Origin of the sequence: Shewanella sp. GD04112 (assembly GCF_029835735.1) — a bacterium.
In the GTDB taxonomy this organism is placed as follows: domain Bacteria; phylum Pseudomonadota; class Gammaproteobacteria; order Enterobacterales; family Shewanellaceae; genus Shewanella.
Genome location: NZ_JAOEAL010000001.1, coordinates 2815156 through 2841637, shown reverse-complemented (window position 1 = coordinate 2841637; position 26482 = coordinate 2815156). Strand labels below are relative to the sequence as shown.

23 protein-coding genes are annotated in these 26482 nt (G+C 47.4%); 14 read left to right on the top strand and 9 right to left on the bottom strand.

Annotated features, from left to right (window positions below; genetic code table 11):
• Nucleotides 1-20: 20 nt before the first annotated feature.
• Nucleotides 21-878, top strand: a complete 858-nt coding sequence (gene hdfR, locus N7386_RS12585) for an HTH-type transcriptional regulator HdfR (RefSeq protein ID WP_279768796.1) — start codon at nucleotides 21-23, stop codon at nucleotides 876-878.
• A gap of 168 nt (nucleotides 879-1046) precedes the next feature.
• Here hdfR and N7386_RS12580 read toward each other — a convergent pair whose 3' ends face one another.
• Nucleotides 1047-1418, bottom strand: coding sequence for a diacylglycerol kinase (locus N7386_RS12580; protein WP_279768794.1), 372 nt, complete (start codon nucleotides 1416-1418; stop codon nucleotides 1047-1049).
• A 252-nt stretch (nucleotides 1419-1670) separates the two neighbouring features.
• Here N7386_RS12580 and N7386_RS12575 point away from each other — a divergent pair, with 252 nt between their 5' ends.
• The 5 genes from N7386_RS12575 (at nucleotide 1671) to N7386_RS12555 (ending at nucleotide 9085) form a co-directional block, all read left to right on the top strand.
• Complete coding sequence (locus N7386_RS12575; protein WP_279768792.1) at nucleotides 1671-2585, top strand: DNA ligase; 915 nt, start codon at nucleotides 1671-1673, stop codon at nucleotides 2583-2585.
• Nucleotides 2586-2686: 101 nt separating this feature from the next.
• Nucleotides 2687-3709, top strand: a complete 1023-nt coding sequence (locus N7386_RS12570) for a hypothetical protein (protein WP_086904197.1) — start codon at nucleotides 2687-2689, stop codon at nucleotides 3707-3709.
• A 71-nt stretch (nucleotides 3710-3780) separates the two neighbouring features.
• Nucleotides 3781-4230, top strand: coding sequence for a low molecular weight protein-tyrosine-phosphatase (locus N7386_RS12565; RefSeq protein ID WP_164717958.1), 450 nt, complete (start codon nucleotides 3781-3783; stop codon nucleotides 4228-4230).
• A gap of 942 nt (nucleotides 4231-5172) precedes the next feature.
• A complete protein-coding gene (locus N7386_RS12560; RefSeq protein ID WP_279768789.1) occupies nucleotides 5173-5988 on the top strand; it encodes a Hachiman antiphage defense system protein HamA in 816 nt (271 codons plus the stop codon).
• Nucleotides 5978-9085, top strand: coding sequence for a DEAD/DEAH box helicase (locus N7386_RS12555; RefSeq protein WP_279768787.1), 3108 nt, complete (start codon nucleotides 5978-5980; stop codon nucleotides 9083-9085). Before N7386_RS12560 ends, N7386_RS12555 begins: the two co-directional genes overlap by 11 nt.
• Nucleotides 9086-9615: 530 nt before the next feature.
• On the opposite strand, the gene N7386_RS12550 is transcribed toward N7386_RS12555, so the two are convergent.
• Genes N7386_RS12550 through N7386_RS12530 form a run of 5 tightly spaced genes read right to left on the bottom strand, consistent with a single transcriptional unit; the run spans nucleotide 9616 to nucleotide 14744 of the window.
• Nucleotides 9616-10026 (bottom strand): ion channel, encoded by a 411-nt coding sequence (locus N7386_RS12550; protein WP_086904866.1) that lies wholly within the window; start codon nucleotides 10024-10026, stop codon nucleotides 9616-9618.
• Between the two features lies 1 nt (nucleotide 10027).
• Nucleotides 10028-11053, bottom strand: a complete 1026-nt coding sequence (locus N7386_RS12545; RefSeq protein ID WP_086904867.1) for a DUF2955 domain-containing protein — start codon at nucleotides 11051-11053, stop codon at nucleotides 10028-10030.
• An 8-nt stretch (nucleotides 11054-11061) separates the two neighbouring features.
• Nucleotides 11062-12156 carry an HlyD family secretion protein gene (locus N7386_RS12540; RefSeq protein WP_086904103.1) on the bottom strand — a complete coding sequence of 365 codons (1095 nt, stop codon included), beginning with the start codon at nucleotides 12154-12156 and terminating at the stop codon, nucleotides 11062-11064.
• Nucleotides 12149-13702 carry an efflux transporter outer membrane subunit gene (locus N7386_RS12535; protein WP_086904104.1) on the bottom strand — a complete coding sequence of 518 codons (1554 nt, stop codon included), beginning with the start codon at nucleotides 13700-13702 and terminating at the stop codon, nucleotides 12149-12151. The genes N7386_RS12540 and N7386_RS12535 overlap by 8 nt, the downstream gene beginning before the upstream one ends.
• Nucleotides 13692-14744 (bottom strand): AI-2E family transporter, encoded by a 1053-nt coding sequence (locus N7386_RS12530; protein WP_256657287.1) that lies wholly within the window; start codon nucleotides 14742-14744, stop codon nucleotides 13692-13694. Before N7386_RS12530 ends, N7386_RS12535 begins: the two co-directional genes overlap by 11 nt.
• A gap of 672 nt (nucleotides 14745-15416) precedes the next feature.
• On the opposite strand from N7386_RS12530, the gene N7386_RS12525 reads away from it, so the two are divergent.
• On the top strand, nucleotides 15417-15857 hold the full coding sequence (locus tag N7386_RS12525; protein WP_086904106.1) for a hypothetical protein: 441 nt from the start codon (nucleotides 15417-15419) through the stop codon (nucleotides 15855-15857).
• Between the two features lie 336 nt (nucleotides 15858-16193).
• On the opposite strand, the gene ylqF is transcribed toward N7386_RS12525, so the two are convergent.
• Both ylqF and N7386_RS12515 read right to left on the bottom strand, forming a co-directional pair.
• On the bottom strand, nucleotides 16194-17135 hold the full coding sequence (gene ylqF, locus N7386_RS12520; RefSeq protein ID WP_279768780.1) for a ribosome biogenesis GTPase YlqF: 942 nt from the start codon (nucleotides 17133-17135) through the stop codon (nucleotides 16194-16196).
• A gap of 135 nt (nucleotides 17136-17270) precedes the next feature.
• Nucleotides 17271-18110: a 2OG-Fe(II) oxygenase family protein gene (locus N7386_RS12515; RefSeq protein WP_011622948.1), complete on the bottom strand. Its 840-nt coding sequence runs from the start codon at nucleotides 18108-18110 to the stop codon at nucleotides 17271-17273.
• Nucleotides 18111-18487: 377 nt separating this feature from the next.
• On the opposite strand from N7386_RS12515, the gene N7386_RS12510 reads away from it, so the two are divergent.
• Nucleotides 18488-19393, top strand: coding sequence for a bifunctional methionine sulfoxide reductase B/A protein (locus tag N7386_RS12510; protein WP_279768776.1), 906 nt, complete (start codon nucleotides 18488-18490; stop codon nucleotides 19391-19393).
• Between the two features lie 92 nt (nucleotides 19394-19485).
• Here the strand turns inward: N7386_RS12510 and hemB are convergent, their stop codons facing one another.
• Nucleotides 19486-20484: a porphobilinogen synthase gene (gene hemB, locus N7386_RS12505; protein ID WP_279768774.1), complete on the bottom strand. Its 999-nt coding sequence runs from the start codon at nucleotides 20482-20484 to the stop codon at nucleotides 19486-19488.
• Nucleotides 20485-20873: 389 nt separating this feature from the next.
• On the opposite strand from hemB, the gene tsaB reads away from it, so the two are divergent.
• The 6 genes from tsaB (at nucleotide 20874) to fadD (ending at nucleotide 26438) form a co-directional block, all read left to right on the top strand.
• Nucleotides 20874-21584, top strand: coding sequence for a tRNA (adenosine(37)-N6)-threonylcarbamoyltransferase complex dimerization subunit type 1 TsaB (gene tsaB / locus N7386_RS12500; protein WP_279768772.1), 711 nt, complete (start codon nucleotides 20874-20876; stop codon nucleotides 21582-21584).
• Nucleotides 21585-21725: 141 nt separating this feature from the next.
• Nucleotides 21726-22034 (top strand): hypothetical protein, encoded by a 309-nt coding sequence (locus N7386_RS12495; protein ID WP_126513206.1) that lies wholly within the window; start codon nucleotides 21726-21728, stop codon nucleotides 22032-22034.
• Nucleotides 22027-22734 carry a M50 family metallopeptidase gene (locus N7386_RS12490; RefSeq protein ID WP_089067654.1) on the top strand — a complete coding sequence of 236 codons (708 nt, stop codon included), beginning with the start codon at nucleotides 22027-22029 and terminating at the stop codon, nucleotides 22732-22734. Before N7386_RS12495 ends, N7386_RS12490 begins: the two co-directional genes overlap by 8 nt.
• A 130-nt stretch (nucleotides 22735-22864) precedes the next feature.
• On the top strand, nucleotides 22865-23677 hold the full coding sequence (locus N7386_RS12485) for a class I SAM-dependent methyltransferase (RefSeq protein ID WP_011717317.1): 813 nt from the start codon (nucleotides 22865-22867) through the stop codon (nucleotides 23675-23677).
• Between the two features lie 21 nt (nucleotides 23678-23698).
• Complete coding sequence (locus tag N7386_RS12480; protein WP_279768771.1) at nucleotides 23699-24565, top strand: alpha/beta hydrolase; 867 nt, start codon at nucleotides 23699-23701, stop codon at nucleotides 24563-24565.
• A gap of 199 nt (nucleotides 24566-24764) precedes the next feature.
• Nucleotides 24765-26438 (top strand): long-chain-fatty-acid--CoA ligase FadD, encoded by a 1674-nt coding sequence (gene fadD / locus N7386_RS12475; protein ID WP_086904114.1) that lies wholly within the window; start codon nucleotides 24765-24767, stop codon nucleotides 26436-26438.
• Nucleotides 26439-26482: the final 44 nt, after the last annotated feature.

Below are 26482 nucleotides of genomic sequence, written 5' to 3'. Positions count from 1 at the left end.
AATGTTGGTCAAGAATTTTTATGGATACCGATTTACTTAAGACCTTTTTGGAAGTCTCCCGTACCCGTCATTTTGGCAAGGCCGCGGAAAATCTATACCTTACCCGCAGTGCGGTGAGCTTTCGGGTCAAGCAGCTTGAAAGCATTCTTGGCGTCGCTTTGTTTGAGCGCCAACGCAACAATATTCAGCCCACGCCAGCGGGCGAACGTATGCTTGGACATGCTGAAGCGGTATTAACCGCTTGGGAGCGCGCCAAGCAGGATGTCTCCCTCAGTCAGTTACAATCGACTCAACTCGCCATTGGCGCGGGACCAAATATTTGGGATGCCTATTTGCAAGGGCATTTACAGCATTTGCATGTGGGATTACCCGGCGTTGCCCTGCGGACCGAAGTGTTGCCATTAACTGTGATGACACGGCAATTGATGGACCGCACCCTTGATTTGGCGATTTCCTTCGACCCACCCAAACTCGACCAATTCGAGCTGGTGCAATTAGGCCAAATTAATCTTCTATTGGTGTCCAAGACCATGGATGTGGGGGTGAATGCGGTGCAGGCCGGACAATATGTCAAAGTGGATTGGGGGACGGCCTTTAATATCCTGCATGCGCAGGAATACGCCGCCTTACCCGTGCCGACTTTACATACCAGTTCGGCACGTATCGCCTTGGATTTTATCTTGAATAACGGTGGCTGCGCGTTTTTACCCGAGCATTTGGTTCAGCCATTGTTGAATCGCGGCGAGTTACATTTAGTTTCAGGAGCGAGCCCCATTTCACGCAGCGTGTATGTTGCCTATTGGGCCGAGAATGACCGCTTAGAACAAATCAAACAAGCGATTGGCTTTTTAGCCGATAAGTCAGCGGAAAATCGCTAATCAGTTAAAGCGATACATAAAAAATGCCGCATAAAAAACGCCTTTAGATGCTAATCCAAAGGCGTTTTTTGCAGCAGAACAAACGGCTAATAAGTGATACTTGGCTTTGCCAGATAAAAGCGCTCGTTAAAGACTGCGCTACATAACAGGCATAAAATCAACAGCGTATTAAATAACTAGCGGTAGCAGTACGACAAGCCAAGTAATACCGCAGAGCGCTAGGCTCATAAACACAGCGGCGGAGGCGATATCTTTTGCTTGCCCACTGAGGTGATGGATTTCACTGCCAACACGGTCAACCACGGCTTCAATCGCCGAGTTCAATAGCTCCACAATCAACACGATAAACAAGGTTAAGATCAGCATTAGTCGTTCCATGGTACTGATATCGACCAACAGGGCGATTGGTAGCATGACTACGGCCAGCATCAATTCCTGTCTAAAAGCGGCTTCGTGGATCCAAGCGGCTTTTAAGCCCTTCATCGAAAATCCCGTCGCTCTAAAGATGCGTTTAATACCGTGGTTGTTTGCTGGTTTCATAATAATTCCATCGACTTGGGCGATTGTTCGCGAAGCTTTTACCCATTCAAATCGCCTACGACTCGCGTGTTAACATTTGAACGAGCTTAAAAAAGAGGCCGCAGTATAGCCCGATAACCCCAGCGTATAAATAGCTAAGCCGACAAATTCGCAGTCCTGCTAGGGTGTTAGTGGGGCATTGCAGGATTCGCCGTCGCTCAGGCTTACGGCTAAGCTTGAAATTCCATACCGCTTTATTGAAGAGGCAAAGGAATGACTCTTACAACTCGCTTACCTTTTTTAACATTTGCATTTGTGCTGCGTTTCGCTGTTTTATTCGGAAATTACTGCGGAATTTGCGCTTTATTCATGGCCGTGAGTTACGCCAATCCCCAAGCGCCGAATATTCAATTAGCGACTGAGTTTTCAAAGGAGAATAGTGCCCATATCAGTGATTTTCTCGTCAGCGAAAAACTCGATGGTGTGCGCGGTTATTGGGATGGAAAACGTTTAGTGACTCGTCAGGGGAATCCCATCTTAGCGCCACGTTGGTTTACTGCGGATTTTCCGACCAGCCCAATGGACGGTGAGTTATGGATCGGGCGAGGGCGATTTGAAGCCATATCTGGCCTTATCCGCCAAGCATCAGCGAATGAGAGCGAGTGGCAGAATGTGCGTTTTATGGTGTTTGATTTACCCAAGGCAAAAGGAAGCTTTGAAGCGCGGTATCAGCAGATGCAAACTTTGCTTGCAGGTAAATCGGTTTACCTGCAAGTGATTAAGCAAGTGAGCATAGAAAGTGTCGAGGCGCTCTACCAGACATTAGACACTATAGTGGCGCAAGGCGGTGAAGGCTTAATCTTGCATCGACGCACGGCGTTATATATGCCGGGTCGTAATCCTAACGTGATGAAGTTAAAGCCCTATTTAGATGCCGAGGCCAAAGTGATTGGGCATATTGCGGGTAAAGGGCAATTTGCTGGGCAACTGGGGTCATTGAGAGTGCAAACCGCAGATGGCCGTGTCTTTAGTATTGGCACGGGTTTTAGCTTGGCCGAGCGTCAGCATCCGCCCGCAATTGGCACGCTTATCACTTACAAATATCTTGGATTAACCGTCAATGGCTTACCGCGCTTTGCGAGCTTCTTGCGGATAAGAAGCGACATACCGCCAGAGGATAAAGAATAGGTTGCGAAATTGTTGAATTTTGATAAAGATCGAATGCTTAACAATCGTTTTGCCGAGTATCGTATTGATTATTAATGGGCAATCAAATCAAGGAGTGAGTTTTGGTCGACAGTCAACATGGATTAACCCTTTGGAAGCAGCGTGTGCAGCAAGCCTTGACTGTGCCTAAATGGCTTAAACATCCATTCGTGACACTTAAGCAATTTTGGCTGAGCTTAAATCTTGCCCAGCGTTGTTACCTGTTAGCGTTACTGGCGTTAATGCTATTCCAGCCCGAAATTTGGATAGCCGCCATCATCACCGCTGTTGCCTTGATTATTGAGTTTTGGCCCAGATTTGCCATGGCTTGGCATACGCTAGCGGGCAAAGCTATTTTCCTGCTGTTTTATGCGGTTATTGCAAACTTCGCCCTCGCGGCCAGCGGCAGTGTCGTGAACGAAATCACCGGTGTATCGGCCTCGCATTTGTCCTACACCCATAACTTTGCCATTCTGCTGTATCTGCCGATTTGGTTTGTGTGTATCTCCATCCTTGCCTTACTCCTGCTGCAATTGGTGATCCCTTGCTATTTGTTTTTCCATATCGGATTGCGGATTTTAGGACTCGAAGCCAAGCAGCAAGGCAGTAAAAAACGATTTGTGGTGACAACCGCGCTGGTGCGGATGATTCTGTCTGTGGTGTTGTTATTAAACCTAGTTGCGATTACCGATGGTGAAAACTGGGTAGGGGATTTAGCTAAGAAAACCCAAGCGTTAAAACATGATTCGCTCGATAAACGGGTGGTTAATGAAGGCGAAACTATTCTCAAAGCCGAGGATAGTATTGAACAAGCGGGAACTGAACTCTCGCAGCAACCCAATCAAACCGACACCACCGAGACACTTAAGGCCTTTGGTCATAGTTATTACAAAGGGATCCGAGATTTAATTGCCTTATTTGCCTATAAATTTGAAGCCGATGGTCGCAGTCGTTGTGATAAATTGGCCGACTCAGTGGTGATTGAGCTAAATGACTATGAAATATTGGAAATCACCGAGTCTGCCCATGAGCAGTATGGTTACCATTTTGAAGTCAAAAAATGTATTTCCCCCGCCTTTGGACAGATGGCATCAACAGCTAAGTAGTAACACGAGAGGATGTTAAGTTGTTAGAAGATAAAGCGTTAGCAAAAGAGCAGCATGTACGACGTATCTTAATGGTCTGCATGGGCAATATTTGTCGTTCGCCCACCGCCGAGGCCGTTTGCCGCGCTAAAATTCGCGAACGCCGTCTTAATATCGAAGTCGATTCGGCGGGTACTATTGGTTATCACCAAGGGGATAACCCCGACAGTCGCTCGATGGCGGCAGGTAAAAAACGCGGTTTGAGTTTCGACGGCATGCGCGCAAGACAAGTGATTGATGCCGATTTTGAGCATTTCGATCTTATTTTAGCGGCAGATAATAGCAACCTCGCGGATTTACGCCGCCGTTGCCCACCCGAATATCAATACAAATTAAAGCTGATGTTGTCCTACGGTGATTGCGACACGGATGAAGTACCGGATCCCTATTACGGTGGTACGCAAGGATTCGAATTAGTCCTCGATCTACTCGAACAGAGTATGGATGCCTTATTAGATCAGTTAGCTGGAAAAACAAATTAGCCAGCAACAAATGCGTTGGGAAGGATTTAAGGCTTAAGTACGGTTGGATGCGGTGCAATTAATCGAAGCCAGAAAGCGTAATTCTTTATCGCGTGATAGGCATGGCTGTGTTTCTCCTGTGACACGCCGCCGTTTTTTTAAGTAGAAGCATCCCTGAGGCTTCTACTTAAACATCCTCGTTTTATAAGGTCACTGTGCCAACAATGTCAGTTTGTCGACTATTAAACTGTTTTTGTCTGGCTAAAAAGCATTTGTTCCAAAGCGAGATAAGTTTGTCGTCAGGTGTGTAGGATGAATTGTCATTGTTTCCCCAGTGACACGCCGTCCTTTTATTTTACAAGAAGTATCCCTATAGGCTCGGCGGCGGCATCTGCAACACATGGAAGTGTAAATGCCGCGTTCACAGCGGCCATGTCGCCAACGGTCACTGTTGCAACAATGGCTATTTTAATAACCATTGAACTGTTCATCTGGCTAAAAGCTTTAATGCCTCAAAGTGAGTTAACAAGTTGTCTGTGGTGCAGTCAAAAGCAGGCTTTCTTGCCGAAAAATTTTCATCCTTAATAACTCAACTATTGCAATTCATACCGATGACTAAAGGCTGGATAGGTATACAGTCATATTTAAAAAATGATAATTTTTATCCTAACTTTGTGAGCATTTTCACATTTGACTACAAATAAATTTTTTTAAAATCATGCATATATAAACAGTATGGATTAGATAATAGGTTTGGAAAATGCGCATGCGCGTTTTTCCAGATGGAGTATTTGGTAGAAAGCTGATAAGTTCTTTGCATACAGATAGTTAACTGTGCGCGTTTTCACTGGTCTAACGTGATAAACGCGCATGCGCACTAATAAAATGTTACACGGCACCTATCGAGATTGGCACTCTGGTCAACACGAATAATTAAACGTAGAAGGGCTCGGTATACTGCAAATGCCATGGACTAAAGAACATATTCAGTGGCTTCACGATACTGGTGAAGTAATCGCTATTTCAACAGGTGAGAACGTCCCTGTATATGAGTTCGCTTACGATGTAGCCAATAAAGAGGTCATGTCACACTGGGCAAGGCATTTCAGGAATCACTATTGTAGTGATGATGAAATAGAGATACTCAAACCTGAAGGGCAGACAAAAAAAGACTATTTGTTAAATCTAAAGTTTCCGCATAAAACTAAAAGCCCTGGACCAAGTATCCGTGCTGGAGATTTTGCTGAAATTTTGGTTGCTGACTATTTGATGTTTCTCCACGATTACTATGTTCCAAGAACTCGCTACGACCGGAAAATAATTGGTAATGAGTCATCCAAGGGTTCAGATGTTTTGGGTTTTAAGCAAAAGAATGAAACCCCATCCAGAAAAGACGAATTATTAATATACGAGGTCAAGGCTCGTCTTTCTGAGAACAATGTCAAAAACACTTTGCAAACCGCAATTGACGACAGTTCAAAGGATGAGGCTAGACTTGCGGAGTCATTAAACGGTGCAAAGCAAAGGCTGTATGATCAGAGAGATTTAGCTGGAATGGCTATCATCTCAAGATTCCAAAAAAATGTTGACCACCCATATAAAACAAAATTTGGGGCCGCAGCGGTTTTAACTGATAGTTCATGTTGCGTCGAAACTTTAGCTGAAGCTTCAACTAATGAGCATTCATACCCAAAGCATTTGGAGATGATTGTGATTAGAGGCCCTGTATTGATGTCTTTGGTTCATGCTCTATACGAGAGGGCAGCAAATGAAGCTTGAGTCGTCCTCAAAGAAAATGCTGGCAATTACAAAGTCGAAAGCAAAGATGTATGAATTTGCTATTGATGAAGCATCTCATATTGAGTTACCTGTTGACCCGCGTAAATTATTGATTACGACTATAGGGATATTGGGCGACCTGTCAGCTCTCGAAGCTCGTGGAGAACAACAGGTTGAAGAGACGGATGAGCATGAAGAGCTAAAGTCTGAGCTAATCTCAGTTGGGCAATATTTTGATGCTTTGATTCAGTCTCATCTGGCTGATGAGATGACTATTTATCTAAAGATTATAGGTTCGGCGGCTTACTATTTAGCGAACATGCCCGGTAGCTCCATCGTTCTGGCCAAAAGTTTGGCCTATAAGACAGAACTGCTCACTGATACTAATCTTGAGGGAATTCTGATATGGATATTGAAGTCTAACTTCGAAGAGGATTGGTATCGCGTTAAAGAAACCTATTTAACTCAGGCAATAGATGATGTCGGCTACGCCACTCGTAGTTTCTTTGGTTTAACACTTGATGCCCAGAGCTTTAAACAGAAAATACAGACCTTGAGGAATGAAGTGTACGAGAAAGGTTCTGATAGAGAGCTTCTATTTGCCGACATTATTTCTTCTATCTTGCTACGAAAACTAGAAAACTCGTCAATAGTCTGTTTGCCGAAATACACACAAATTCCAATAAAACAATGGTTTAATTTAATTGTTAAACCGACATTTGTTCAAGAGTTTTGGCCTGCTCAGAGGTTGCTGGGCGAGCAAGGAGTTTTTTCTGGTGTATCTGCTGTTGTGCAAATGCCTACGAGTGCAGGAAAGACAAAATCTACAGAATTAATAATTAGAAGCTCGTTTTTGTCTGGGCGCTCTGACGTTGCTGTAATAGTGGCGCCATTCAGAGCCTTATGTCGGGAGATTACAGCGACATTTGAACTGGCATTCGAAAGTGAAGATGTAAATATCAATGAATTGCAAGATGTTCTGGATATTTCCGCAAGTGATGACGAGCTTATAAGACTTTTAATCGGAGAAACTGATCAGGATGGATTAGCTACCAAGTCTATAGTTGTTACCACACCGGAGAAACTTGTTTATCTTCTTAGACATGAACCCGCTTTAGCAGACTCAATCGGCTTGCTTATTTTTGACGAAGGGCATCAGTTTGACACTGGAAGGAGAGGTGTCACCTACGAGCTATTGATGGCCTACCTCAAATCTCGCGTAGGTGATGATGTTCAGAAGGTATTGATCTCCGCTGTAATGGCGAACGCAAACTCAATTGGTGAATGGCTTAATGGAGAGACTGGTATTGAGATTCAAGGAGCAGGATGTTTACCAACAGTACGAAGTACAGCCTTCGCAAGCTGGCAAACAGCAATAGGTCAACTTCAATATATCGATCAAGATCGTGAGGCAGATAGAGATTTTTTCGTTCCTAGAGTGATTGAGCAAATAAACCTTGGAACGAGAGGCCGAGAGAGGAACGCTCGGCTTTTTCCCGCCAAAAACGACAACCCCAGCGTCGCAGCTTATTTAGGGGTAAAATTATGCCATCAAGGACCTGTTGCTATCTTCTGCGGTGTAAAGAGTACTGTTACGTCAATATGCGAGCTTTTAGTTGATTACTACGAAAGAGGGCTTCCTTTACCGCCACCTAGCACTTCTAGCGAACAAAGCGAATTAGACAAAATTGCTTACCTTTCCAGTTTGCATTTTGGAGATGAGTTTATACTTACTCGTTCGATTTCCCTTGGAATATTGCCGCATAGCTCAAACATTCCCAATGGTATCCGCGTTTCTGTAGAGTGGGCAATGGAATCCAATAAGTCAGTATTGGTAGTATGTACCTCAACCCTTGCCCAGGGTGTGAATCTTCCAATTAGATATTTAGTTGTTTCAAGTACATTTCAAGCAGGACAAGAAATCACCACGCGAGACTTCCACAATCTCATCGGGCGAGCAGGCAGAGCTGGATACCATACCGAAGGGAGTGTCATTTTTGCGGATACAGATGTTTTTGATAAGCGCAATGATTTTCGTGAAAGGTGGCGATGGCAAAGAGCGATGCATTTGCTCGATTTTACTAATGCGGAGGACTGCGCTAGTAGCCTACTGGACTTGATCTCGTCTTTTGATTTTGCAGCACTTAATGTTGATGTTATCCAGTTCATCGCAAATCCCGGCGACTATAGACAAATCTGTATAGATGTAGGAAATCAAAACGCTATTGATATCAGTTCGCTACTGGATCAGATGGATTATAAGGAAGCTTTAATCGAAGCAATAGAAAGCTATTTTTTGTCCTATTTGAAAGACAATCCAGGTGCGTCTCAAACGTTCTTTGATGAGTTGGCCCAAGGAACACTGGCTTACTTTTTGTCAGACGAAAATCAGAAACACCAGCTACGGGCAGCATTTTCACTTGTCGCAGGTAGAGTTCTTTCCGTGCCCGAAGAGAAAAGAGCATTCTTCGGAAAATCATTGCTGGGGTTGAAAAATCTATTCTTAATCGAAAATTGGCTTGATGAAAATTGGGAGGAAATAGCACAAGCGCAAAGCTCTGGTGAAGTTCTTTTGATTTGCTGGCCTTTGCTATCTCAGCTCAATAACAACAAGATGTTTCTCAAAATAAAGCCTAAAGACGTAATACTAGAATTTGCCAAATTATGGATTTCAGGAACTAGCTATGCTGATCTGCATGGTCACTTGGTTCAATCAGGCGTTTATTATCAAGCAGGGGCGCAGCAAAGAACTATTAAAATGGACCACGTAGTAGACTTGGCTGACGGTGCAATCTCTTTTGATTCTATGTTGTATGTCGGGGCTATTGCTGATGTGGCTGAGGGTAAGGGATTGGCCGACGATGTATTGGAGCATCTTAGGAGCTTGCAAACACGTTTAAAACTTGGACTGTCAAATCGCCTTGAAATGTGGCTCTATTCTCAGGGCTATGTTGATAGAGAGGTTTGCAAGCGCCTTGGTTCTGTTCTTAATGGCCAAGGAGTAGATTCTGATGTGTTCGATTCCGATATATTAAAGACCTACCATCAGGTTGTAAGTGAGTGTATTGGCGAGTTCCCATCATATTTTAGTGGTTAAGCCGCCGTGTAACAAAGCGCTACTATCGGACAAGTTTCCGCTGCGCTCCAAATTTGCCGCAGAGCGCAGCGTTACCCATAGATATTTTTATCTGAAGCAAACGCGTTTGAGTTAAGGCTTTAACTAGAAAATGTCCCCAAACGAGTTATATATTTTCTTTAAAACGTACAGATTACGCAGGTGCTAAGAAGGTGAACCATGGTCTTCGGGAGTTGATTGTCCGCCCTATGGTCACTTTGTGGCATCTATGCCATCGCGACTTTTGTTAATCTGTACAGAAAAATGGGCTGTCGAGCGTAAATCATTCGCCGATAAGTTTGCGTAAAGCCACAGTGTTAAAGCGTTCCTGAAAGTGAATGATTGAACTTGAGGTCACTGTGGATTTGAGGCTCATTAAGGTGAGCTAACCAAGGGAATGCGGGTTGTTAATTTTGCGGGTGAGGGCGATACAAAGTCTCTTGCGCGTAAAAAATCCTACCTAAGCACTTGAATTGGGATGACAAAGGGGCTCTACCAAGCGCCCCTTTGTGTTATTTTTTCTGCACGTATTGCTGTAATACTGCCAGCATAGAAGCACCTGATAAACCTATCATTAGCGCGCCATTCACGGCTTCGATTGGCCCCAGTAGTTTCCATTTTTCGCTCATCACAATATCGCCATACCCTAAGGTGGCGAAGTTAACTCCTGAGTGATAAATGGCATCGTGCAGATTATCGAACTCGCCTAAAAAAACAAACAAGCCGCCCCAGGTCACTATCTGTAACAGATTGCCCAGTATCACAATGGTGGTAATGCCAAATAGGCCTAAAACCCCTGCGACTAAGCTATCGCGGTCCAATACCCGCTTGTTGTAGAAGCGGATACACCACATGGTAGCGAGCGATTGCAACAACATATTGATTAGGATGATGGGTAAGCCAACCACTAATGCTGATAACATTTTATTCTCCAACCGGGGTTTCTGATGCGGGCCGACCCGCGGGCCAGCGCTGCTCGAGTACCATAAAACACAACCAACCATAGCCCGCGACTAATAAATACAGGCTACAACGCATCGCGGCGGCTAGCCACACATCCTTACCATTCGCACTGTCGGCAATGGCTGGGCCAAATAGGATGAGGGCAGTGATCCAACTATTGCTCCAAAACGAGGGTGGAAAGCGCGTAGGCACGACTTGAATCAGCCGTTGTGCCAGCCATATCGTCATTAGCGTCAGCAGCAATACCAACATCAAGAGCGAGGGCCAAATACTTAACCCCATCCATAGGGCGAATGCCAACAGGGCGCCCATAAGGGTCGAGAGCACCAGTTCTTTGCCCGCTTGTTTGGCATTGAGTAGCGTACTTTGCTGCGCGAGCATCACCGTTTTCATCACGGCGGGAATGTAAAATGATGGATCGCTCAGTGCCAGTAGCCACACAGGGATAACAATAATGGTGGCGCGAAGGGCCAAGCGCTTTGGACGTTCAGGCGGTAATAGTGTTGGTTGCTCTGCGGCGGCGATGGGTGAGGGCGGAAACAACGCGTGGGCGATGCCATTGACTAACGTGCCAATCAACACTCCGATGGCAATCAACTGGGCGATGGCCAGCGCCAATGCTTGTTCGATTAATCCCGCCACCGGGATCAGGGTAATCGCCATTGTCAGCAACATGGCTAACACGCCTTTGCCTGTGACCGACATCAGCATCAAGATATAGAGAAACAACACGACCAGCAGCACGGCCGCAAAGGTGTAATAGTTCAATAGCGGGACTAACAATACGCCGGCGGTCATAATGAGCGATAACATCACGCCACCGATAATGCCCTTTTTTAAACTCAACGCCTCACCGGGGCGACATAGGATGACCCACGCCATGATACAGCCAAGGTGCGGCATCGGTAGTGCGAGACCAAAACACACGAACACCGCAAGAGCAGTGCCAAGGCCAATTCTGAATACTGTGCTATCGGCGTGATGCATGTCTGGCCTCAATACAGGTATGAGAAGAGACTCATGATCCGAATATAGAGGGCGCCGAGCGGGTTCATCAGGCTGTGTTCTTCGGTATACACTAAGATATCCGCCTGACCACCCACCCGTAAGTTGGCCGCGGGTGGCATATCATCCGCAGAGAACGACACTTTGACTGGAAAGCGCTGCGCCTGTCTTAACCAATCGCGATTATTGCTGACGGTGGGGAGTGACCCAACTGCCTGTTTTTTACCATCGTCCACCCCGTAGCCGACACTGCGTATTTGTCCGCTAAAGAGCCGCCCTGGCATGCTGTCGAGTAAGATAGCGACGCGGTCACCTACTTGAATATTGCCGAGGTTGTTTTCAGTGAGATCTGCCGAAATCCACACATCGTGAATGGCGATGAGGGTCATCGCCGGGGCGCCCGCATTGATAAATTGCCCTACATCAGTATGTAAATCCGTGATAACCCCACGGCTAGGAGCAACAACATGGGTATTTTGTCTGTCGCGCTCGGCTTTATTCACTGCCGAACGGGCGCTTAATAGCTGTGAGTTATTTTCACCATTTACGCCAGCAGCCTCAATGGCGCGTCTAACATCGGCTTCGGCGGCGGTGACTTGGCTGCTGGCGGTTTCCCGTGATGCCTGAGCAATTTCGAGTCGACGCACTGAAATGGCGCCTGGGTCTTGGCGATAGAGGCGCTCTTGCCGTTCGGCATCTTTTACCGAATTACTGTAAGACGCCCGCATGGCTTGTAGTTTCGCCTCGGCCGCTTTTACGCCCTCGTTATTAGCTTTGACGCTATTGAGCATGGTTTCATAATCAGACTTGGCTTTGGCGAGCGCAATATCATAGGGCTCAGGGTCGATATCGAATAGGGGAGAGCCCTCAGTCACATCCTGATTATCCTGTACATAGACCTTCAAAATCTGCCCCGTGACTTCGGCGGCTATCGGCACGACAAAGGCTTGAACCCTTGCCTGTGAGCTATAGGGCGTCATTCTGTCGGCCAACAGATACCAGAACAGTAAGATAACGATGAGTGCCAGCAGGCCAAGCGTGGCATATTTGCTGGCCTTTCCTGGTGTGGGTGTACTGTCAGTCATTCACAATTCCCTTTTGAGTAGTCGTTGGTGGCTGGGGAGTTGGTGCTGTGCCGGCTTGGGGCGGGTTCGCATCCAATAGCGGCACCCATTCATCACGGGCGCGAAGCTTTTTATCTACCTCGGGGCTCACGAGTGGGCGTTGTCGGCCTTGCTCCCATCCGCCTCCCAAGGCTTTGTAGAGGGTGATGAGGTTGCCGATATGGGCGCCACGACTGTTAACCAGACGTTCTTGTTGGCTGAAGAGGGCGCGTTGAGAGTCGAGTACCCGTTGGAAATCTGCCATGCCTTCACGGTATTGAGTGTTGGCTATCTCAAGTGAGCGACTCGCGGCTTCACCAGTTTGTGTCAGTAAGGTGATTTCCGTCGCGCTGTTGGCGTAGGCAATGGCGGCATCATCGACTTCACGCGCCGCTTTGAACACGGTTTCACGGTAGACTTCGTGTAATTGCTCAAAGCGTGCATCTTGCACTAGGATTTGATTGCTCAACCGACCGCTGTCGAGGATATTCCAGCTAATCGATGGCCCCATACCCCAAGAGAAAATACTGTGGCCGCTGCCCGTGGCATTTAATCCCAGAGTCCCAGCCAAAGTGATAGAGGGATACAAATCGCTCTCGGCAATGCCAATCTGCCCTGATTGGGTCGCAAGCTGGCGCTCGGCGGTGCGTACATCAGGGCGCCGACGTAATAAATCGGCAGGCATCTCAGTGACTAAGGTTAATTGCCCTTCTGGGATCACGCCGGTATTGCTTGCCATTTCGGCTAAGGGGCCGGGCGCTCTGGCCAGCAGAGTACTAAGGGCATTTTGGCTTTGGCGCAGATTCGTCTCTAAGGTTGGAATGGTTGACAGCGTGCTCAAGTACTGGGTTTTGGCTTGTTGCACATCGAGCTCAGCCGTATTGCCGCTGTGAAACTGGTGCTGGGTGATTTCTAAACTGCGTTTTTGGATTTGCGCATTCTCATGGGCAATTTGCAGCCTAGCCTCCAAGGTGCGAATGGTGACATACAGCTGCGCCACTTGAGCAATCATCAACACTTGCACATCATCGTATTGGGCGATAGTGGCAAAGTAATTGGCATCGGCAGACTCGATACTGCGCTGAAATTTACCCCAAAAATCGAGTTCCCAGCCCAGATTAAATGCCGCGCCGTAACTGCTGCCCGAGGTGCTGTTGCCGCTTTGGGTTTGGCCCGCACCGAGCCACTGGGCCGTGGCTTGGGTTAATTGGGGATTACGCAGGCTTTCGGCGATACCAAGCTGTGCTTGCGCTTCGAGTATCCGCAAGCCTGCGATCCGCACATCCGGATTTTTCAGCAAGGCTTCGTCAATCAAACGGCTGAGCACGGGATCGTTAAGCTTGGACCACCATTGCCGATAATCGCTAGCAGCAGGAACCGTGCTAAACAGCTTCGAACTGGCGCTTTGCCATGTTTGGATTTCTGGCACGTCGGGCCGTTGATAGTCAGGGCCAAGCACAGTACAACCGCCGAGCAGAGCGCAAACCCCGCCCAAGATTAAGCGGGGAATGAAATGGTCAATTGTCATCTTGCTCTCTCAACGGCTCTTCGAGACCTTCATCCACCCATGCCATAAAGATACGGTAGCCGATCGATAAGAGTGTGGCGCCAATAAACATTCCCAGAATACCGCTGGTGGCCATGCCGCCTAACGCGCCTATCAGTACCACAGGCATTGGGGCATCGACTCCTCGACCTAGGAAAATAGGTTTGAGCACGTTATCCACCGCACCCGCAAGAATCAGCAACACTGTATAGATAATGCTGCCTACCGTGCCGTTGTCGCCAGTCATCCAGATATAAGCTATCGCTGGAAGAGTCACTAATAGCGCGGGAACTTGTGCAATCCCTAATACCAAGACCAAGATAAAGAAGATACCCACCAAAGGGATACCCGCAAGGGTCATAACAATACCGATCAGCAATGCCTGAATAAAGGCTACACCTATAACTCCAAGCGCCACTGCACGAATGGTAGAAGAGCAGATATTGACCAATTTTGCGCCGCGTTCAGGGCCTGCTATTCGAGTGGCAATACGAGTCGAACTTTGTTCACCGGCGCGGCCATACGCCATCATGATGCCAGCGATGATGAAGGAAAACATACTCATCAACAGACTGCCACTGATGCTTGCCAATGCATGAATGACTTGCTTTGTTACTTCGCCTAAGTGCGGTTGTAAACTTTTGACTAACGAGGGCAAATCGGTCGATGCTTTCTGCCAAACGTCATAAATTTTTGCTCCAACAAAGGGAATATTGGCAATGCTTTCCTTTGGTGCAGGGACTTCAAGGGTGTTTTGATTAACACTTTCTACTAGGCTGCCCATATTATCGGTCATGGAACTGACCATCATAATAGTTGGTAACACCAGTAGCATTAATCCTAAAACAATCAACAGAGTGGCGGCGCGGCCTTGTTTATCATTGAGCCGCTTAGCAATTCGCTGGTGAAAGGGGTAAATCACAACCGCGAGGATCACGGCCCAGAGCATGATATTTAAAAATGGGGAGAAGATGGTATAGCAGAAGGATGCTAGCGCGAGGAGCATGCCAAATTTAATGAACATGTCCAAAAACTTAGTGACGATACGATTTTCAACCGCGATTAATTCGTTGTTTTCGATTCCGTTGTTACCTCAACGAGTTATAAGCCGATAACTTGAATCACCTGCATGAATACAGAACGGCAGATCCCTAATGTTACAGTGTTGGTTAGGAGGGTAACTACTTCATCGCGACAGGATAGCCGACACCTTATTTAATGTTTGAGGCATTCGCTTTCCCTGTGTTGACTCCCATTCCTGCCATTATGCATGTTACATATTAGTTCAACTTTATGAAGAATTTGAGTTTATTTCATTATTAAAGTGTGAGGGTTATAGCATTAATCAAAAGTTCACTGAGTCAGAAGATAACCGCGGCCTAACGTAAGTTGCACAATAAAGGCACTCAATCGCAGGCAAGTTTCCTAACGTGGAACACGTTAATCCAAGGGCTTTTGTTCGGATTAAGGCTGCGCTTTATGGTTCTACCGAGTTTGTTGGAGAGGCGCAATTAACAACATGCGTGATGTCAGACGGATAAATCGGCTGCGGATAGATGTCGCTGTATCGGGAGATGTTTTAATTTTTTATCCCAACTATTTCCACTTTTAGTATTTCATCCCTAGGTGGTATGGGCACCAACGGGGTTTATCCGTATCTTGCCATGGACATTTGGCCCATTCTAAGGGAGGTATTATGGCCGAAATTAATGCAATATCTGAGGAAATACACAAAGAACTCGAACACTTAGCCGAAAAAGGACTCGCATTACTCAGTTTGACGGAGACGACTCCGCCGCAGGAGATAGTTGCTGCCATTACGGAATTGACGCGTGACTATCGGGCAAATCAACGAATGATGGATGATGATGTACTGTACGCACTCGGTACCTTGCTTGGCTGGCAATATGTGAGAGGGCTCAACTGGCACTGGGGCTCAGTTGTTTGGGACTTTGATGAAGCCAACGGCGCCATTGGGGTATTAAATCAGGATAACTCCTTGTTCAATAATCCGATTGGCTGGATGGATAATATTATGGCCTCGGAGGGGGGAGTACCATTTATGTTGAGTTACAACATGATAGCGGCGGGCCAAGCCCCAGTGTTCGAAGCCAATAGTGCTTCTGGTTTGTACTGATGGAATCGCCCCTAAGCATAAATCGCTTAAGGCTTATATTGTCGCGAATCGATGAATGCCTACGTCGCAGTTAATTTTGCTGTAGATTGAGTGAGATTGTTCAGCCAACCATGAATACGTGGGAGCAAATAAAAAGCCAGCGCTGAGATGGCGCTGGCTGATACATCAAACTGAGGGCTGTGAATACATTCTGCTGTGCGATAATTATTAATATAAATAATGACTTTTAATCTAAATCATCACTTTTAATCTAAATCATCACTTTTAATCTAAATCATCACTTTAATGAGTGACCTTAGCCCGCTATTAACGGGCTAAAATGATTAAAAACAGCGCTTAAACGTTATGTCGTTTACCTGAGCGTTTCAGTTTTTCCGCTTCTAGCTTAGCGGCTTTCTCGGCAGCTTTTTCAGCCAGAATGCGTTCCACTTCGGCTTTCTCGATTTCGGCCATCGCTGGAGTTTCTAGGGATAATAGGCCAATTCGACCAGAGCGATAGTCGTGTAACACGACTTCCGAAGCTTTATGTAAATCGATGCGACCACCGGGACGCAGGGCACCGCGTTTACGGCCGATTTCTTCGAGTAGCGCCATATCATCCTGAGGTAACTCGCTGATGTTATAACGCTCGCAAATTTCCTTCGGGTACGCCTTTAAGAAATAACCTGCGGCAAACAATGCCACATCTTCGTATTCCATGGCGGTATCTTTAATGGCACCCGTGACGGCGAGGCGATAGCTACTGGCTTCGTTATCGACTTTAGGCCATAAAATCCCTGGCGTGTCCGAGAGCACAATGCCGTTGCGTAGGTTAATACGTTGCTGGCTTTTAGTGACGGCGGGTTCGTTACCGGTTTTGGCGATAACTCGACCGGCTAAGGTGTTGATAATAGTGGACTTTCCCACGTTAGGGATCCCCATGATCATAGTACGAATGTCCTTTTGGGTCTTATCGCGACTCGGCACTAACTTACGGCAAAGATCCGGCAGCATTTTCAACATACCCGGTTGCAGTGTGGTAATCGCAGTCGCTTTTACCCCTTGTTCACGCTCAAGGTATTCAATCCATTGGGCGGTGATGTCAGGATCGGCTAAGTCAGATTTATTCAGTAGCTTGATACAAGGTTTGTCGCCGCGAAGCTTTGACACCATGGGGTTTTCACTACTGTAGGGAATACGGGCGTCCAGCACCTCAATCACCAGATCGACTTGAGGCATAGCCTCTTCGATCTCTTTGCGTGCCTTGTGCATGTGCCCCGGATACCATTGAATTGCCATGATAGCGCCTTGTTCTGAATGACCTAAAGACGCTTATTCTACCTTGAAGGCGGCGAATGTCATAAAAAAAGCGCCCGAAGGCGCTTAATTGCTTAATCTTGATGCGAATTTGAGCATCTATTGCTTGGGGCTGAGTTAAAGTACGCCCAGTTCGCGCAATCTTTCCATTAAGTAGCTGTCGGCGGTGTAACGCTCAGACAGCACGACCGAAGGATTCGGGTGTAAGAATAAGGGCAGAGAAATACGCGACTTAGTCTTATCCGTGCCTTCTGGGTTAATCACGCGGTGTGAGGTTGATGGGAAGTATCCGCCCGAGGCTTCCTGCAACATATCACCAATGTTGATGATAATGTTGCCAAAATCGCTTGGCACATCTAACCAAGAGCCGTCTTTGGCTTTGACTTGCAGCCCTGGTTCGTTGGCCGCGGGCAGTACAGTGATAAGGTTAATATCTTCGTGGGCGGCAGCGCGGATTGCGCCCATTTCCTCATCGCCCGTCATCGGTGGGTAATGCAGAATGCGCAGCAGGGTTTTGTGGCTGTCGGCAATCATTTCTGGCAGCGGGATAGAGAATTTGGCTTTAACCTCGTCTGGCGAGTAGGTTTCAATCCACTCTAACAGTTCAGAGGCCAGCGCATTGGCTTTTTCATAGTAGGCCAGAATATTGGTACGCAAAGAATCTGGAATACGACCCCATGGGTACACGTGGTAATACTCTTTGATGTCTTTAACCGTGTGGCCTTTTGCGGTTTCAGAAATCGACGCGGGGAAGAAGCCATCGTGGGTTTCACGATTGAACATAAACTCGTTCTTAGCGTCAGAATTGAAAAAGGCTTGCCACTCAGCGTAAATACTTTCGACCAGCTCTTTATCGATAGGGTGGTTAGAGAGCACACCAAAGCCCGTTTCACGTAGGGATTCGACAAAGCGTTTGGCGCTATCGGCTGCGCGATAATCAATGGTTTCTAATTTCATATTGTTTCTACTTGTTATATATGGTTGTTAACCAAACACTTTCTAAGGATAAAGGTAAGGAGTCATTGCCACTTATCTCATTATCGGTATGGTGCGCTAAGCCCTAGTGCAAAGCGGCCAAAATAGAAAGCATTTGGGTAGAGAATTGACCCGCAGCAAGTGTAGCTTTGCACTCTGTTTGGTGCAAACACTCAAGACGATGGACTGAGATTATTGCTGAATTTTCCTCCAGTTATTTAAGCAATGGCTCAATCAACAGGATTTTATCGACTAAAGCGGCTACTATGCCAAAAAGCCAATTCAGGCCGAGGCGGAATAAACCTGAGGAATAAACGGTCTTATGCAGGCGAACACTTTAGGAGCTAAAGGAGACTTTTATGAACAAACTGACTGATTTTGAACGCTATGTCATAGAAGAAAAGGGCACTGAACGTCCCTTTAGCGGTGAGTATTATAAACATGACGCCAAAGGCGTGTATTTGTGCAAAAAATGCCATGCGCCTTTGTATCGCTCTGAAGATAAGTTTAATGCCCACTGTGGTTGGCCAGCCTTCGATGATGAAATTCCGGGGGCGGTGAGTCGTCATGTTGACGCCGATGGTCGTCGTACCGAAATCGTTTGTAGCCAGTGTGGCGGTCATCTTGGCCATGTGTTTGAAGGGGAATATTTAACGCCGAAGAATATTCGTCACTGCGTTAATTCTGTCTCCATGGTGTTTCAAGTGGCCGATGAGGCGGCTGCATCGACGCATAAAACGGCCTTTGCGACCTTTGGTGCGGGCTGTTTTTGGTGTGTTGAAGCGATTTTTAAGAGTTTGAAGGGCGTGCTGAATGTCAGATCCGGTTACTCGGGCGGCGAGGCGAGCGATGCCGATTATAAGTCGGTGTGTTCGGGATTAACTGGGCATGCTGAAGTGGTGCACATCGAGTTTGACCCCGCGCAAATCAGCTTTACAACGCTGCTGCAGGTGTTATTTGAGAGTCACGATCCGACCACGCTTAATCGCCAAGGCAACGATAAAGGGCCGCAGTACCGCTCAGTCGTCTTTGCCCATGATGCGGCTCAGATTGAAGAGACTAACGCCATGATTGCAAAGTTAACCGAGGCAAGGGTATTTGATGCGCCTATCGTCACCCAAGTGGTGGCCTTTGAGTCTTTTTATCCCGCTGAGGATTACCACAATGATTACTTCGCCCTGCATGGAGAGCAGCCCTATTGCCAGATTGTGGTGCGGCCAAAGGTTGAAAAGGTAAGAGCCCTATTTGCCGAGCTACAAGCATAGGCTTAATGTGCGGGCAAATTGATGGATAAAAACGCCACCGAGAGGGTGGCGTTTTCGTTAATGCTTGGCTGATAGGCAGAATACTCAGCGCATTAGCGGGATTGCGCTAACCACTCGGCATATTGTTTCGCGTAATAGCTGACAATTAAATCGGCGCCCGCACGCTTTAATCCGATAAAGGTTTCGGTGACGACGGCGCGCTCATCGAGGGCGCCAGCCAGAGCGGCAAACTTAATGCCGGCATATTCGCCGCCAACCTGATAAGCCGCTAAGGGCAGGTGGGTTTCCTGTCTTAGTCGACTTAACACATCCAAATAGGGCGTGCCGGGTTTGACCATCAAAATATCCGCGCCTTCCTCTTCATCGAGCAGTGCTTCGAGCAAGGCTTGGCGACCATTGGCGTAATCGAGCTGGTAGCCTTTACGGTTTCCGCTAAGTTCACAATCCACCGCGGCCCTAAAAGGCCCATAGAAGGAAGAGGCGAACTTGGCTGCATGGGCCAAAATGGCAATGTGCTCAAAGCCTGCTTCATCCAGCCCTTGGCGAATGGCTTTAATTTGGCCGTCCATCATGGCCGATGGTGCCAGCATATCGGCTCCGGCTTTGGCGGCGGTAATGGATTGTTTAACTAAGTTAGCCACGGTTTGATCGTTACAGACTTCGTCATGGTGCAATACGCCGCAGTGTCCGTGGTCGGTATATTCGCAAAAACAAATATCGGGGATCACCATCATCTCTGGCGCGGCGGTTTTGATAGTACGGATCATCCGTGCGAGTAAGCCATTGTCATCCCAAGTGTCGCTGCCCTGTGCATCTTTGGTGTGGGAAATTCCAAAGGGCATCACATAACGGATGCCTAGGGCGTAAAGCCTTTGAATTTCATCGGCAAGCGCACTCTCGGGCAGACGGCTGATCCCCGGTAAGGTTGAAATGGGCACGGCTTGTGTGATGTGCTCCTCAATGAAGAGCGGGTGAACTAAGTCGCTTAGGGAAATCTGGGTTTCACGCACTAGGTCACGCATGGCTTTGGTGCGGCGCAGGCGTCTTAAACGGCGAAGGGGTTTAAGGGTATTTTCTTGTGTACTGCTCATTGAATTTCCTTATTAACGGTGTGAAAGCATCACGCGAAGCTTCGTGTAAGTGGGAGAGAGTAAAAACGATGCTTAGGACCTGCTTAGCTGGTGTTTTGCAGTTGCATAGAGGTGCTAAGTGACGTGAGACAAAAGCTTCAGCACTGTTTGCTCAGACCCAAAATGGAGGAAAAGTTTCCCAATATTTGGACAAAGGCCTAAGAGGTTTTTGAGTTAGTGATGGCGATCACAAACCCAGCGCTAAGCTAATCGATCTATTAGCCGCCGCTTTTAAGCCTTTGCTTTCGATTATTTGATGTTATCATTTGCGCCAATTTACACTTGGTATAGTGCAGGACCTAATAAGTCACTTTTCGTCTGTCCAACTATACCCACAGCGCGGTTTTTATATGACAACACCCCAAGACTCTGTTTGTATTCTCGCCCTCGACACTTGTACCGAAGCTTGTTCGGCTGCCCTGTATTATCAAGGACAGGTTTTTGCTGAGTTAGCCGATGCGCCTCGGGAGCATAGTCAGCGTTTATTGCCTATGGTGGAAGGTGTATTAAAACAAGCCAATGTCGGCTTAGATAAACTGGATGCCATTGCTTACGGCCGTGGGCCAGGCAGTTTTACGGGGATCCGTATTTGCACCAGCATGACACAAGGTTTAGCCCTAGGGTTAGACTTACCCGTTATCGGCATTTCCACCTTAGCGGCCATGGCACAAATGGCGATTGCTGAGCACTCTGCCGAGCAAGTGCTCTGTTGTATCGATGCGCGCATGGGAGAAGTGTACTGGGGTCAATTCGTTGCCGTCGATGGCATTGCCACCTTAGTCGGTAAAGAGGTAGTGAGTGCGCCAGAGCAGGTTGAACTAGCATTCGATCTTAATAAAGCCATTGTCGGCTGTGGCACTGGGTTTGATGCCTATCCCGAGTTATTAGCGTTAGGCAGCGGCATGACCTCCTTAGCGGCGGTGAAGTATCCCGATGCCCGTGCCATGTTAGCGTTAGCCGAAGCGGGTATCAAAGCGGGATTAACCACCAGTGTCGATGAACTCGAACCTGTGTACCTACGTGATACTGTGACATGGAAAAAGTTACCGGGACGTGAATAAACTGTTCATTCTCGCCTATGATACGTTAGAATCAAACTGTCTGCATGGATTCTCGATGCAGACATTAATTCCTAGTTAGGCACTCGTCACAACCGCCTAACAAGGTTAACTAGGCTTATAGGATATAAACTGGGCATTTCGATGCAGGTAAATTCGCTTCAAACGAGTTTGACACAAGCGGTTGCGAGTAATCGCCCCGCAGTCATACAGGGAATGTCGCCCACGGAAGCGCCGCGCCCTGTGATTGAGCTCGATGCGGTTTCTGCCTTAGCCTTTGATGATAACGCGGATGGTTCATCACAAAACCTACAATCCAGACTCGGTGCCCAGCTCGAATACGAACAAAGCACCCGAGGTCATCAAGGGGCTATTGCCCAATACCTACAAACGCAACATGCTGCCAAACGTGAAGAAATTCAGCAGATGGTCGGCGTGGATATTTATGCCTGATAGTGCGCCCGTGTCTTCTCAATCCCGTTTTACTCCTCGTCTAACTGGCGGTCTTCCTAGCCGCGGTTTGTTTATCATCGAACTGATGCTGGCACTCATATTGACGCGCATTCCTTATCTGAGCGTGCCTTTTAAGTGGTTAGAGAGCTATTTCCACGAGTTGTCCCATGGGATAGCGACAGTGCTCAGTGGCGGCATAGTGAGTCATATACAACTCTTTCCCAATGGTGCAGGGTTTTGCTTTAGCCAAGGTGGCTCGCCACTGGTGATTGGATTTGCGGGCTATTTTGGCGCAGCCTGTTGGGGATACCTTATTTATCTGCTAGCAACGTGGCCTAAGGGCATTCGCCTAAGCTTTGCGTTTTTAGGCGGTTTAGTGGTGTTAAGTGGCCTGCTGTGGGGGCGAGATTTACTGACTTTAGCCATTTTAGCAGTGCTGACGATAGTGTTATTACTGCCGCTAAAACTCAGCAAAAATAAACTCCTCACGCAATTTTTACGCATTATTGGCCTGATGATCATGCTCAATGCGCTGGCAAGCCCGACGGTGTTGCTCGGGCTCGAAGGGCAGGGCGATGCGGTACTGTTGGCCGAGCGTTCATGGATCCCGGCATGGATTTGGGTCGCCATTTGGCTATTTTGCAGTATCTGCGCCTTGTTTATGGCGTGGCGCCGGGTGGACTCAGCCATCTCTCGCTAATCTATGGCGGCATCATGCCGCTATGACTTCACAAATATTTACAGCCTAAATAGTCAACTTGTGCGGCTAATTCTTGGATTTTTTTATATAGACTGCTAGCTTAAGTCTTCGGTATCCAAGGAGAATTATTATGAAAAAAGTCACACTCGTCGCCAGTATGCTGATTGCTGGTTTATGTTCAGGTATGGCCTATGCCGATGAAGGCTTGGATAAGGCCATTAAGAGCGAATTTCGCCAAGCGAAAAACGCCAGCCGCGATATTTATCGTCATCCCGCAGAAACCCTCACATTTTTTGGTATCACCCCGACGCAAACCGTCATTGAACTCTGGCCCGGCAATGGCTGGTACACTGAAATTCTTGCCCCTTACCTTGCGCCTAAGGGGCAGTATATTGCCGCCAGTTTCGAAACTACCCCCAGCACGGACACTCCGGGTAATCGCTATCGCGCCAATGCGGGCGTGAAATTCGATACTTGGATGACGGCCAATAAAGCTTTATTTGGTAATGCAAAAATGGTGGTTCTCGACCCTCCGGCCAAGATGAATTTAGGCGCTGATGGCAGTGCGGACTTGGTATTAACCTTCCGTAACTTACATAACTGGGCCTCAAGCGATCAGCTCGAAAACGTGTTTGCCGCCTCCTATAAAGTGCTGAAAGATGGCGGCGTGTTTGGCGTGGTCGAACATAGAGCCAATAAAGGCATGAATATGAGCACGGGCTACATGGACCAAGACGAGATGATCGCGCTGGCCAAAAAAGTGGGTTTTACCTTAGCCGAAAGCTCAGAAATCAACGCCAATCCGAAAGACACTAAGGACTACGCCAAGGGCGTCTGGACGCTGCCACCTTCGTTTGCCTTGGGCGATACCGATAAGGAAAAATACCAAGCAATTGGTGAGAGCGATCGCATGACGCTCAAATTTATCAAAAAATCGCGCTAATCACCTGACATTAGAGGCAATATGTGGCAATCTTTCGCCCCCAAAAATCAAGTCGAGTTTGTGTTACCCCATATCAAGCTGAGTGGTCGATTGTGGGGAGCGAAAGATAAGCCGTTATTGCTCGCGTTGCATGGCTGGTTAGACAATGCGAACAGCTTTGAGCCTATCGCTGAGTATTTGCCTCATTATCAGATACTTGCCATAGATTGGCCCGGTCATGGCTTTTCAGCGCATCGGCCGGGACATTATCCATTGCATTGGATTGACTATTTATACGATCTCGATGCGTTACTGGCGATGTTGCCGCAAAAGCCGTTGGCCATCATAGGGCATTCGTTAGGGGGCATTATTGCCTCGGCATACACCGCAACCTTTCCTGAAAAGGTCAACAAACTGATTTTGATTGAGGCGTTAAGCCCATTGTTTGAGTCGGCGACTCAAGCGAAAACGCGGCTGCGAAAGAGTTTTTATCAGCACGAGAAGTTTTTAGCGCAAAAGCATAAACAGCTAAAAGTCTACGACAACATGGACACCGCAGTAAAAGCCAGAGTGCACTTAACGGGGCTGGCCGAGCCTTGGTGCCGATTGTTACTCGAGCGCAATATGCAACCTACCACCGATGGTGTTGCGTGGCGCAGTGATCCAAGATTAAGGCTCGACTCGCCCATGCGGCTGACCTTTGAGCAGGTCGATGCATTGATGCAGCATATTTCGGTCTCGACCTTATTAATCTGCGGTAAACAGGGTTTTAGCCAGTTGCAGGCGGCGCTGCCTAAGGCGAGGAAATGGTTCACACACTTGTCTGAACATATGCTCGAGGGCGACCATCATGTGCACATGGATAACGCCAAAGGGGTCGCGCACTTGATCCAGCAGTTTGTCGAATAATCGCTTTTGCTTACATAAAAAAGACGCTAGGTTTTTTGTTTTTTTTATGTGATGATGATCAAAATTAAAACGCCCGTATGATTTATGCGGGTCAATCAATAACAATAAAATGTAAGTCGGTATTTTAACTCGGTATTTGTCGAGTATTGACGGTAGTAGGGATACCGTGTCCGCAGTTGTGGGGATTTAGGAGAAAGTAGTGGATCAGCCTTGGATTAATCATTTGCCAAAAGATGTACCTGCTGAGATTAATGCGGATCAGTATTCATCGCTCGTCGATATGTTCGAGACGGCGGTGGCCAAATATGCAGATCAACCGGCATTTATCAACATGGGTGCCACGCTAACTTACCGTAAACTTGAAGAACGCAGCCGTGCGTTTGCCGCTTATCTGCAAAATGAATTAAAGCTACAAAAGGGTGACCGTGTCGCCCTGATGATGCCGAACCTGCTGCAATATCCCATTGCGCTGTTTGGTATTTTACGTGCGGGCATGGTGGTGGTGAACGTTAACCCGCTTTACACTCCCCGCGAATTAAAGCACCAATTAGTCGACTCTGGCGCTAAGGCCATTGTTGTCGTATCAAACTTTGCCCGTACCTTGGAAGAGGTTGTCGACCAGACGCCAGTTAAAAGCGTGATTATCACCGGGCTTGGGGATCTGCTGAGCGCGCCAAAACGCACCTTAGTTAACTTTGTGGTCAAGTACATCAAAAAACTGGTGCCTAAATACGATTTACCCCATGCACTTTCAATGCGCGAAACCCTCTCAAGAGGGCGCAGAATGCAGTATGTCAAACCCGTTATCACGGGTGATGACTTAGCCTTTTTGCAATACACAGGTGGAACGACAGGGGTGTCAAAGGGCGCCATGTTGACCCACAGAAACGTGGTCGCAAACGTTTTACAGGCCAATGGTGCCTATTCACCTGCACTGCGTGATGGCAACGAATTTGTGGTAACAGCCTTGCCGCTTTACCATATTTTTGCCTTAACAGTGAACTGCTTACTGTTCTTACATAAGGGCAGTCAAAATCTGTTAATCACCAATCCTCGGGATATTCCAGGCTTTGTGGCCGAACTGAAAAAATATCCTTTTACGGCGCTGACAGGTGTCAACACCCTGTTTAATGCGTTAGTGAACAGTAGCGATTTTGCGGAACTGGATTTTTCTCGCCTAAAATTATCCATTGGTGGCGGGATGGCGGTACAAAAAGCCGTAGCCGATAAATGGCAAAGCATCACAAAAACCCGTTTACTCGAAGGTTATGGTTTAACCGAAGCGTCGCCGCTACTCACTTGCTGCCCCTATAATTTAGACGGTTACAACGGTTCTATCGGTTTCCCTGCGCCATCAACCTTAATTCAAGTGCGTGATGATGCGGGTAATGTGTTGCCGCAGGGTGAGACTGGGGAGCTGTTTGGTAAAGGTCCGCAGATCATGAAAGGCTACTGGCAGCGTCCAGAGGAAACGGCCAAAGTGATCGATAAAGATGGCTGGCTTGCCACTGGTGATATCGGCAATATGGATGAACAAGGTTTCTTCTATATTGTCGATCGTAAGAAAGACATGATTTTAGTGTCGGGCTTCAACGTCTTCCCCAATGAAGTTGAAGAAGTGGTCGCGTTACATCCTAAAGTGATTGAAGTGGCCGCCGTTGGCGTACCAAATGACGCCAGTGGTGAATTAGTGAAGGTGTTTGTGGTTGCAAAAGATAAATCTTTAACCGCTGACGACATCATTAAGCATTGCCGCGCGCATTTAACGGGATATAAAGTACCGAAGCTGGTAGAATTTAGGGACGAGTTACCTAAAACCAACGTGGGTAAGATCTTGCGACGAGAACTTCGAGACGAAGTGAAGCGCGCGTAAGATTGAAGCCGGCAATGAGCCGGCTTTTGTTTTTATGGACGGTG

Bases quoted from the DNA above. Each gene is read 5' to 3' on its own strand.
- N7386_RS12580 (WP_279768794.1), bottom strand. From the start codon at position 1,418: ATGAAACCAGCAAACAACCACGGTATTAAACGCATCTTTAGAGCGACG.
- N7386_RS12565 (WP_164717958.1), top strand. From the start codon at position 3,781: ATGGTCTGCATGGGCAATATTTGTCGTTCGCCCACCGCCGAGGCCGTT.
- N7386_RS12550 (WP_086904866.1), bottom strand. From the start codon at position 10,026: ATGTTATCAGCATTAGTGGTTGGCTTACCCATCATCCTAATCAATATG.
- N7386_RS12535 (WP_086904104.1), bottom strand. From the start codon at position 13,702: ATGACAATTGACCATTTCATTCCCCGCTTAATCTTGGGCGGGGTTTGC.
- N7386_RS12545 (WP_086904867.1), bottom strand. From the start codon at position 11,053: ATGCATCACGCCGATAGCACAGTATTCAGAATTGGCCTTGGCACTGCT.
- N7386_RS12485 (WP_011717317.1), top strand. From the start codon at position 22,865: ATGAAAAAAGTCACACTCGTCGCCAGTATGCTGATTGCTGGTTTATGT.
- hemB (WP_279768774.1), bottom strand. From the start codon at position 20,484: ATGAGCAGTACACAAGAAAATACCCTTAAACCCCTTCGCCGTTTAAGA.
- N7386_RS12575 (WP_279768792.1), top strand. From the start codon at position 1,671: ATGACTCTTACAACTCGCTTACCTTTTTTAACATTTGCATTTGTGCTG.
- N7386_RS12495 (WP_126513206.1), top strand. From the start codon at position 21,726: ATGCAGGTAAATTCGCTTCAAACGAGTTTGACACAAGCGGTTGCGAGT.
- N7386_RS12555 (WP_279768787.1), top strand. From the start codon at position 5,978: ATGAAGCTTGAGTCGTCCTCAAAGAAAATGCTGGCAATTACAAAGTCG.
- N7386_RS12530 (WP_256657287.1), bottom strand. From the start codon at position 14,744: ATGTTCATTAAATTTGGCATGCTCCTCGCGCTAGCATCCTTCTGCTAT.
- N7386_RS12540 (WP_086904103.1), bottom strand. From the start codon at position 12,156: ATGACTGACAGTACACCCACACCAGGAAAGGCCAGCAAATATGCCACG.
- N7386_RS12515 (WP_011622948.1), bottom strand. From the start codon at position 18,110: ATGAAATTAGAAACCATTGATTATCGCGCAGCCGATAGCGCCAAACGC.
- N7386_RS12510 (WP_279768776.1), top strand. From the start codon at position 18,488: ATGAACAAACTGACTGATTTTGAACGCTATGTCATAGAAGAAAAGGGC.
- tsaB (WP_279768772.1), top strand. From the start codon at position 20,874: ATGACAACACCCCAAGACTCTGTTTGTATTCTCGCCCTCGACACTTGT.
- ylqF (WP_279768780.1), bottom strand. From the start codon at position 17,135: ATGGCAATTCAATGGTATCCGGGGCACATGCACAAGGCACGCAAAGAG.
- N7386_RS12560 (WP_279768789.1), top strand. From the start codon at position 5,173: ATGCCATGGACTAAAGAACATATTCAGTGGCTTCACGATACTGGTGAA.
- hdfR (WP_279768796.1), top strand. From the start codon at position 21: ATGGATACCGATTTACTTAAGACCTTTTTGGAAGTCTCCCGTACCCGT.
- N7386_RS12480 (WP_279768771.1), top strand. From the start codon at position 23,699: ATGTGGCAATCTTTCGCCCCCAAAAATCAAGTCGAGTTTGTGTTACCC.
- N7386_RS12490 (WP_089067654.1), top strand. From the start codon at position 22,027: ATGCCTGATAGTGCGCCCGTGTCTTCTCAATCCCGTTTTACTCCTCGT.
- N7386_RS12525 (WP_086904106.1), top strand. From the start codon at position 15,417: ATGGCCGAAATTAATGCAATATCTGAGGAAATACACAAAGAACTCGAA.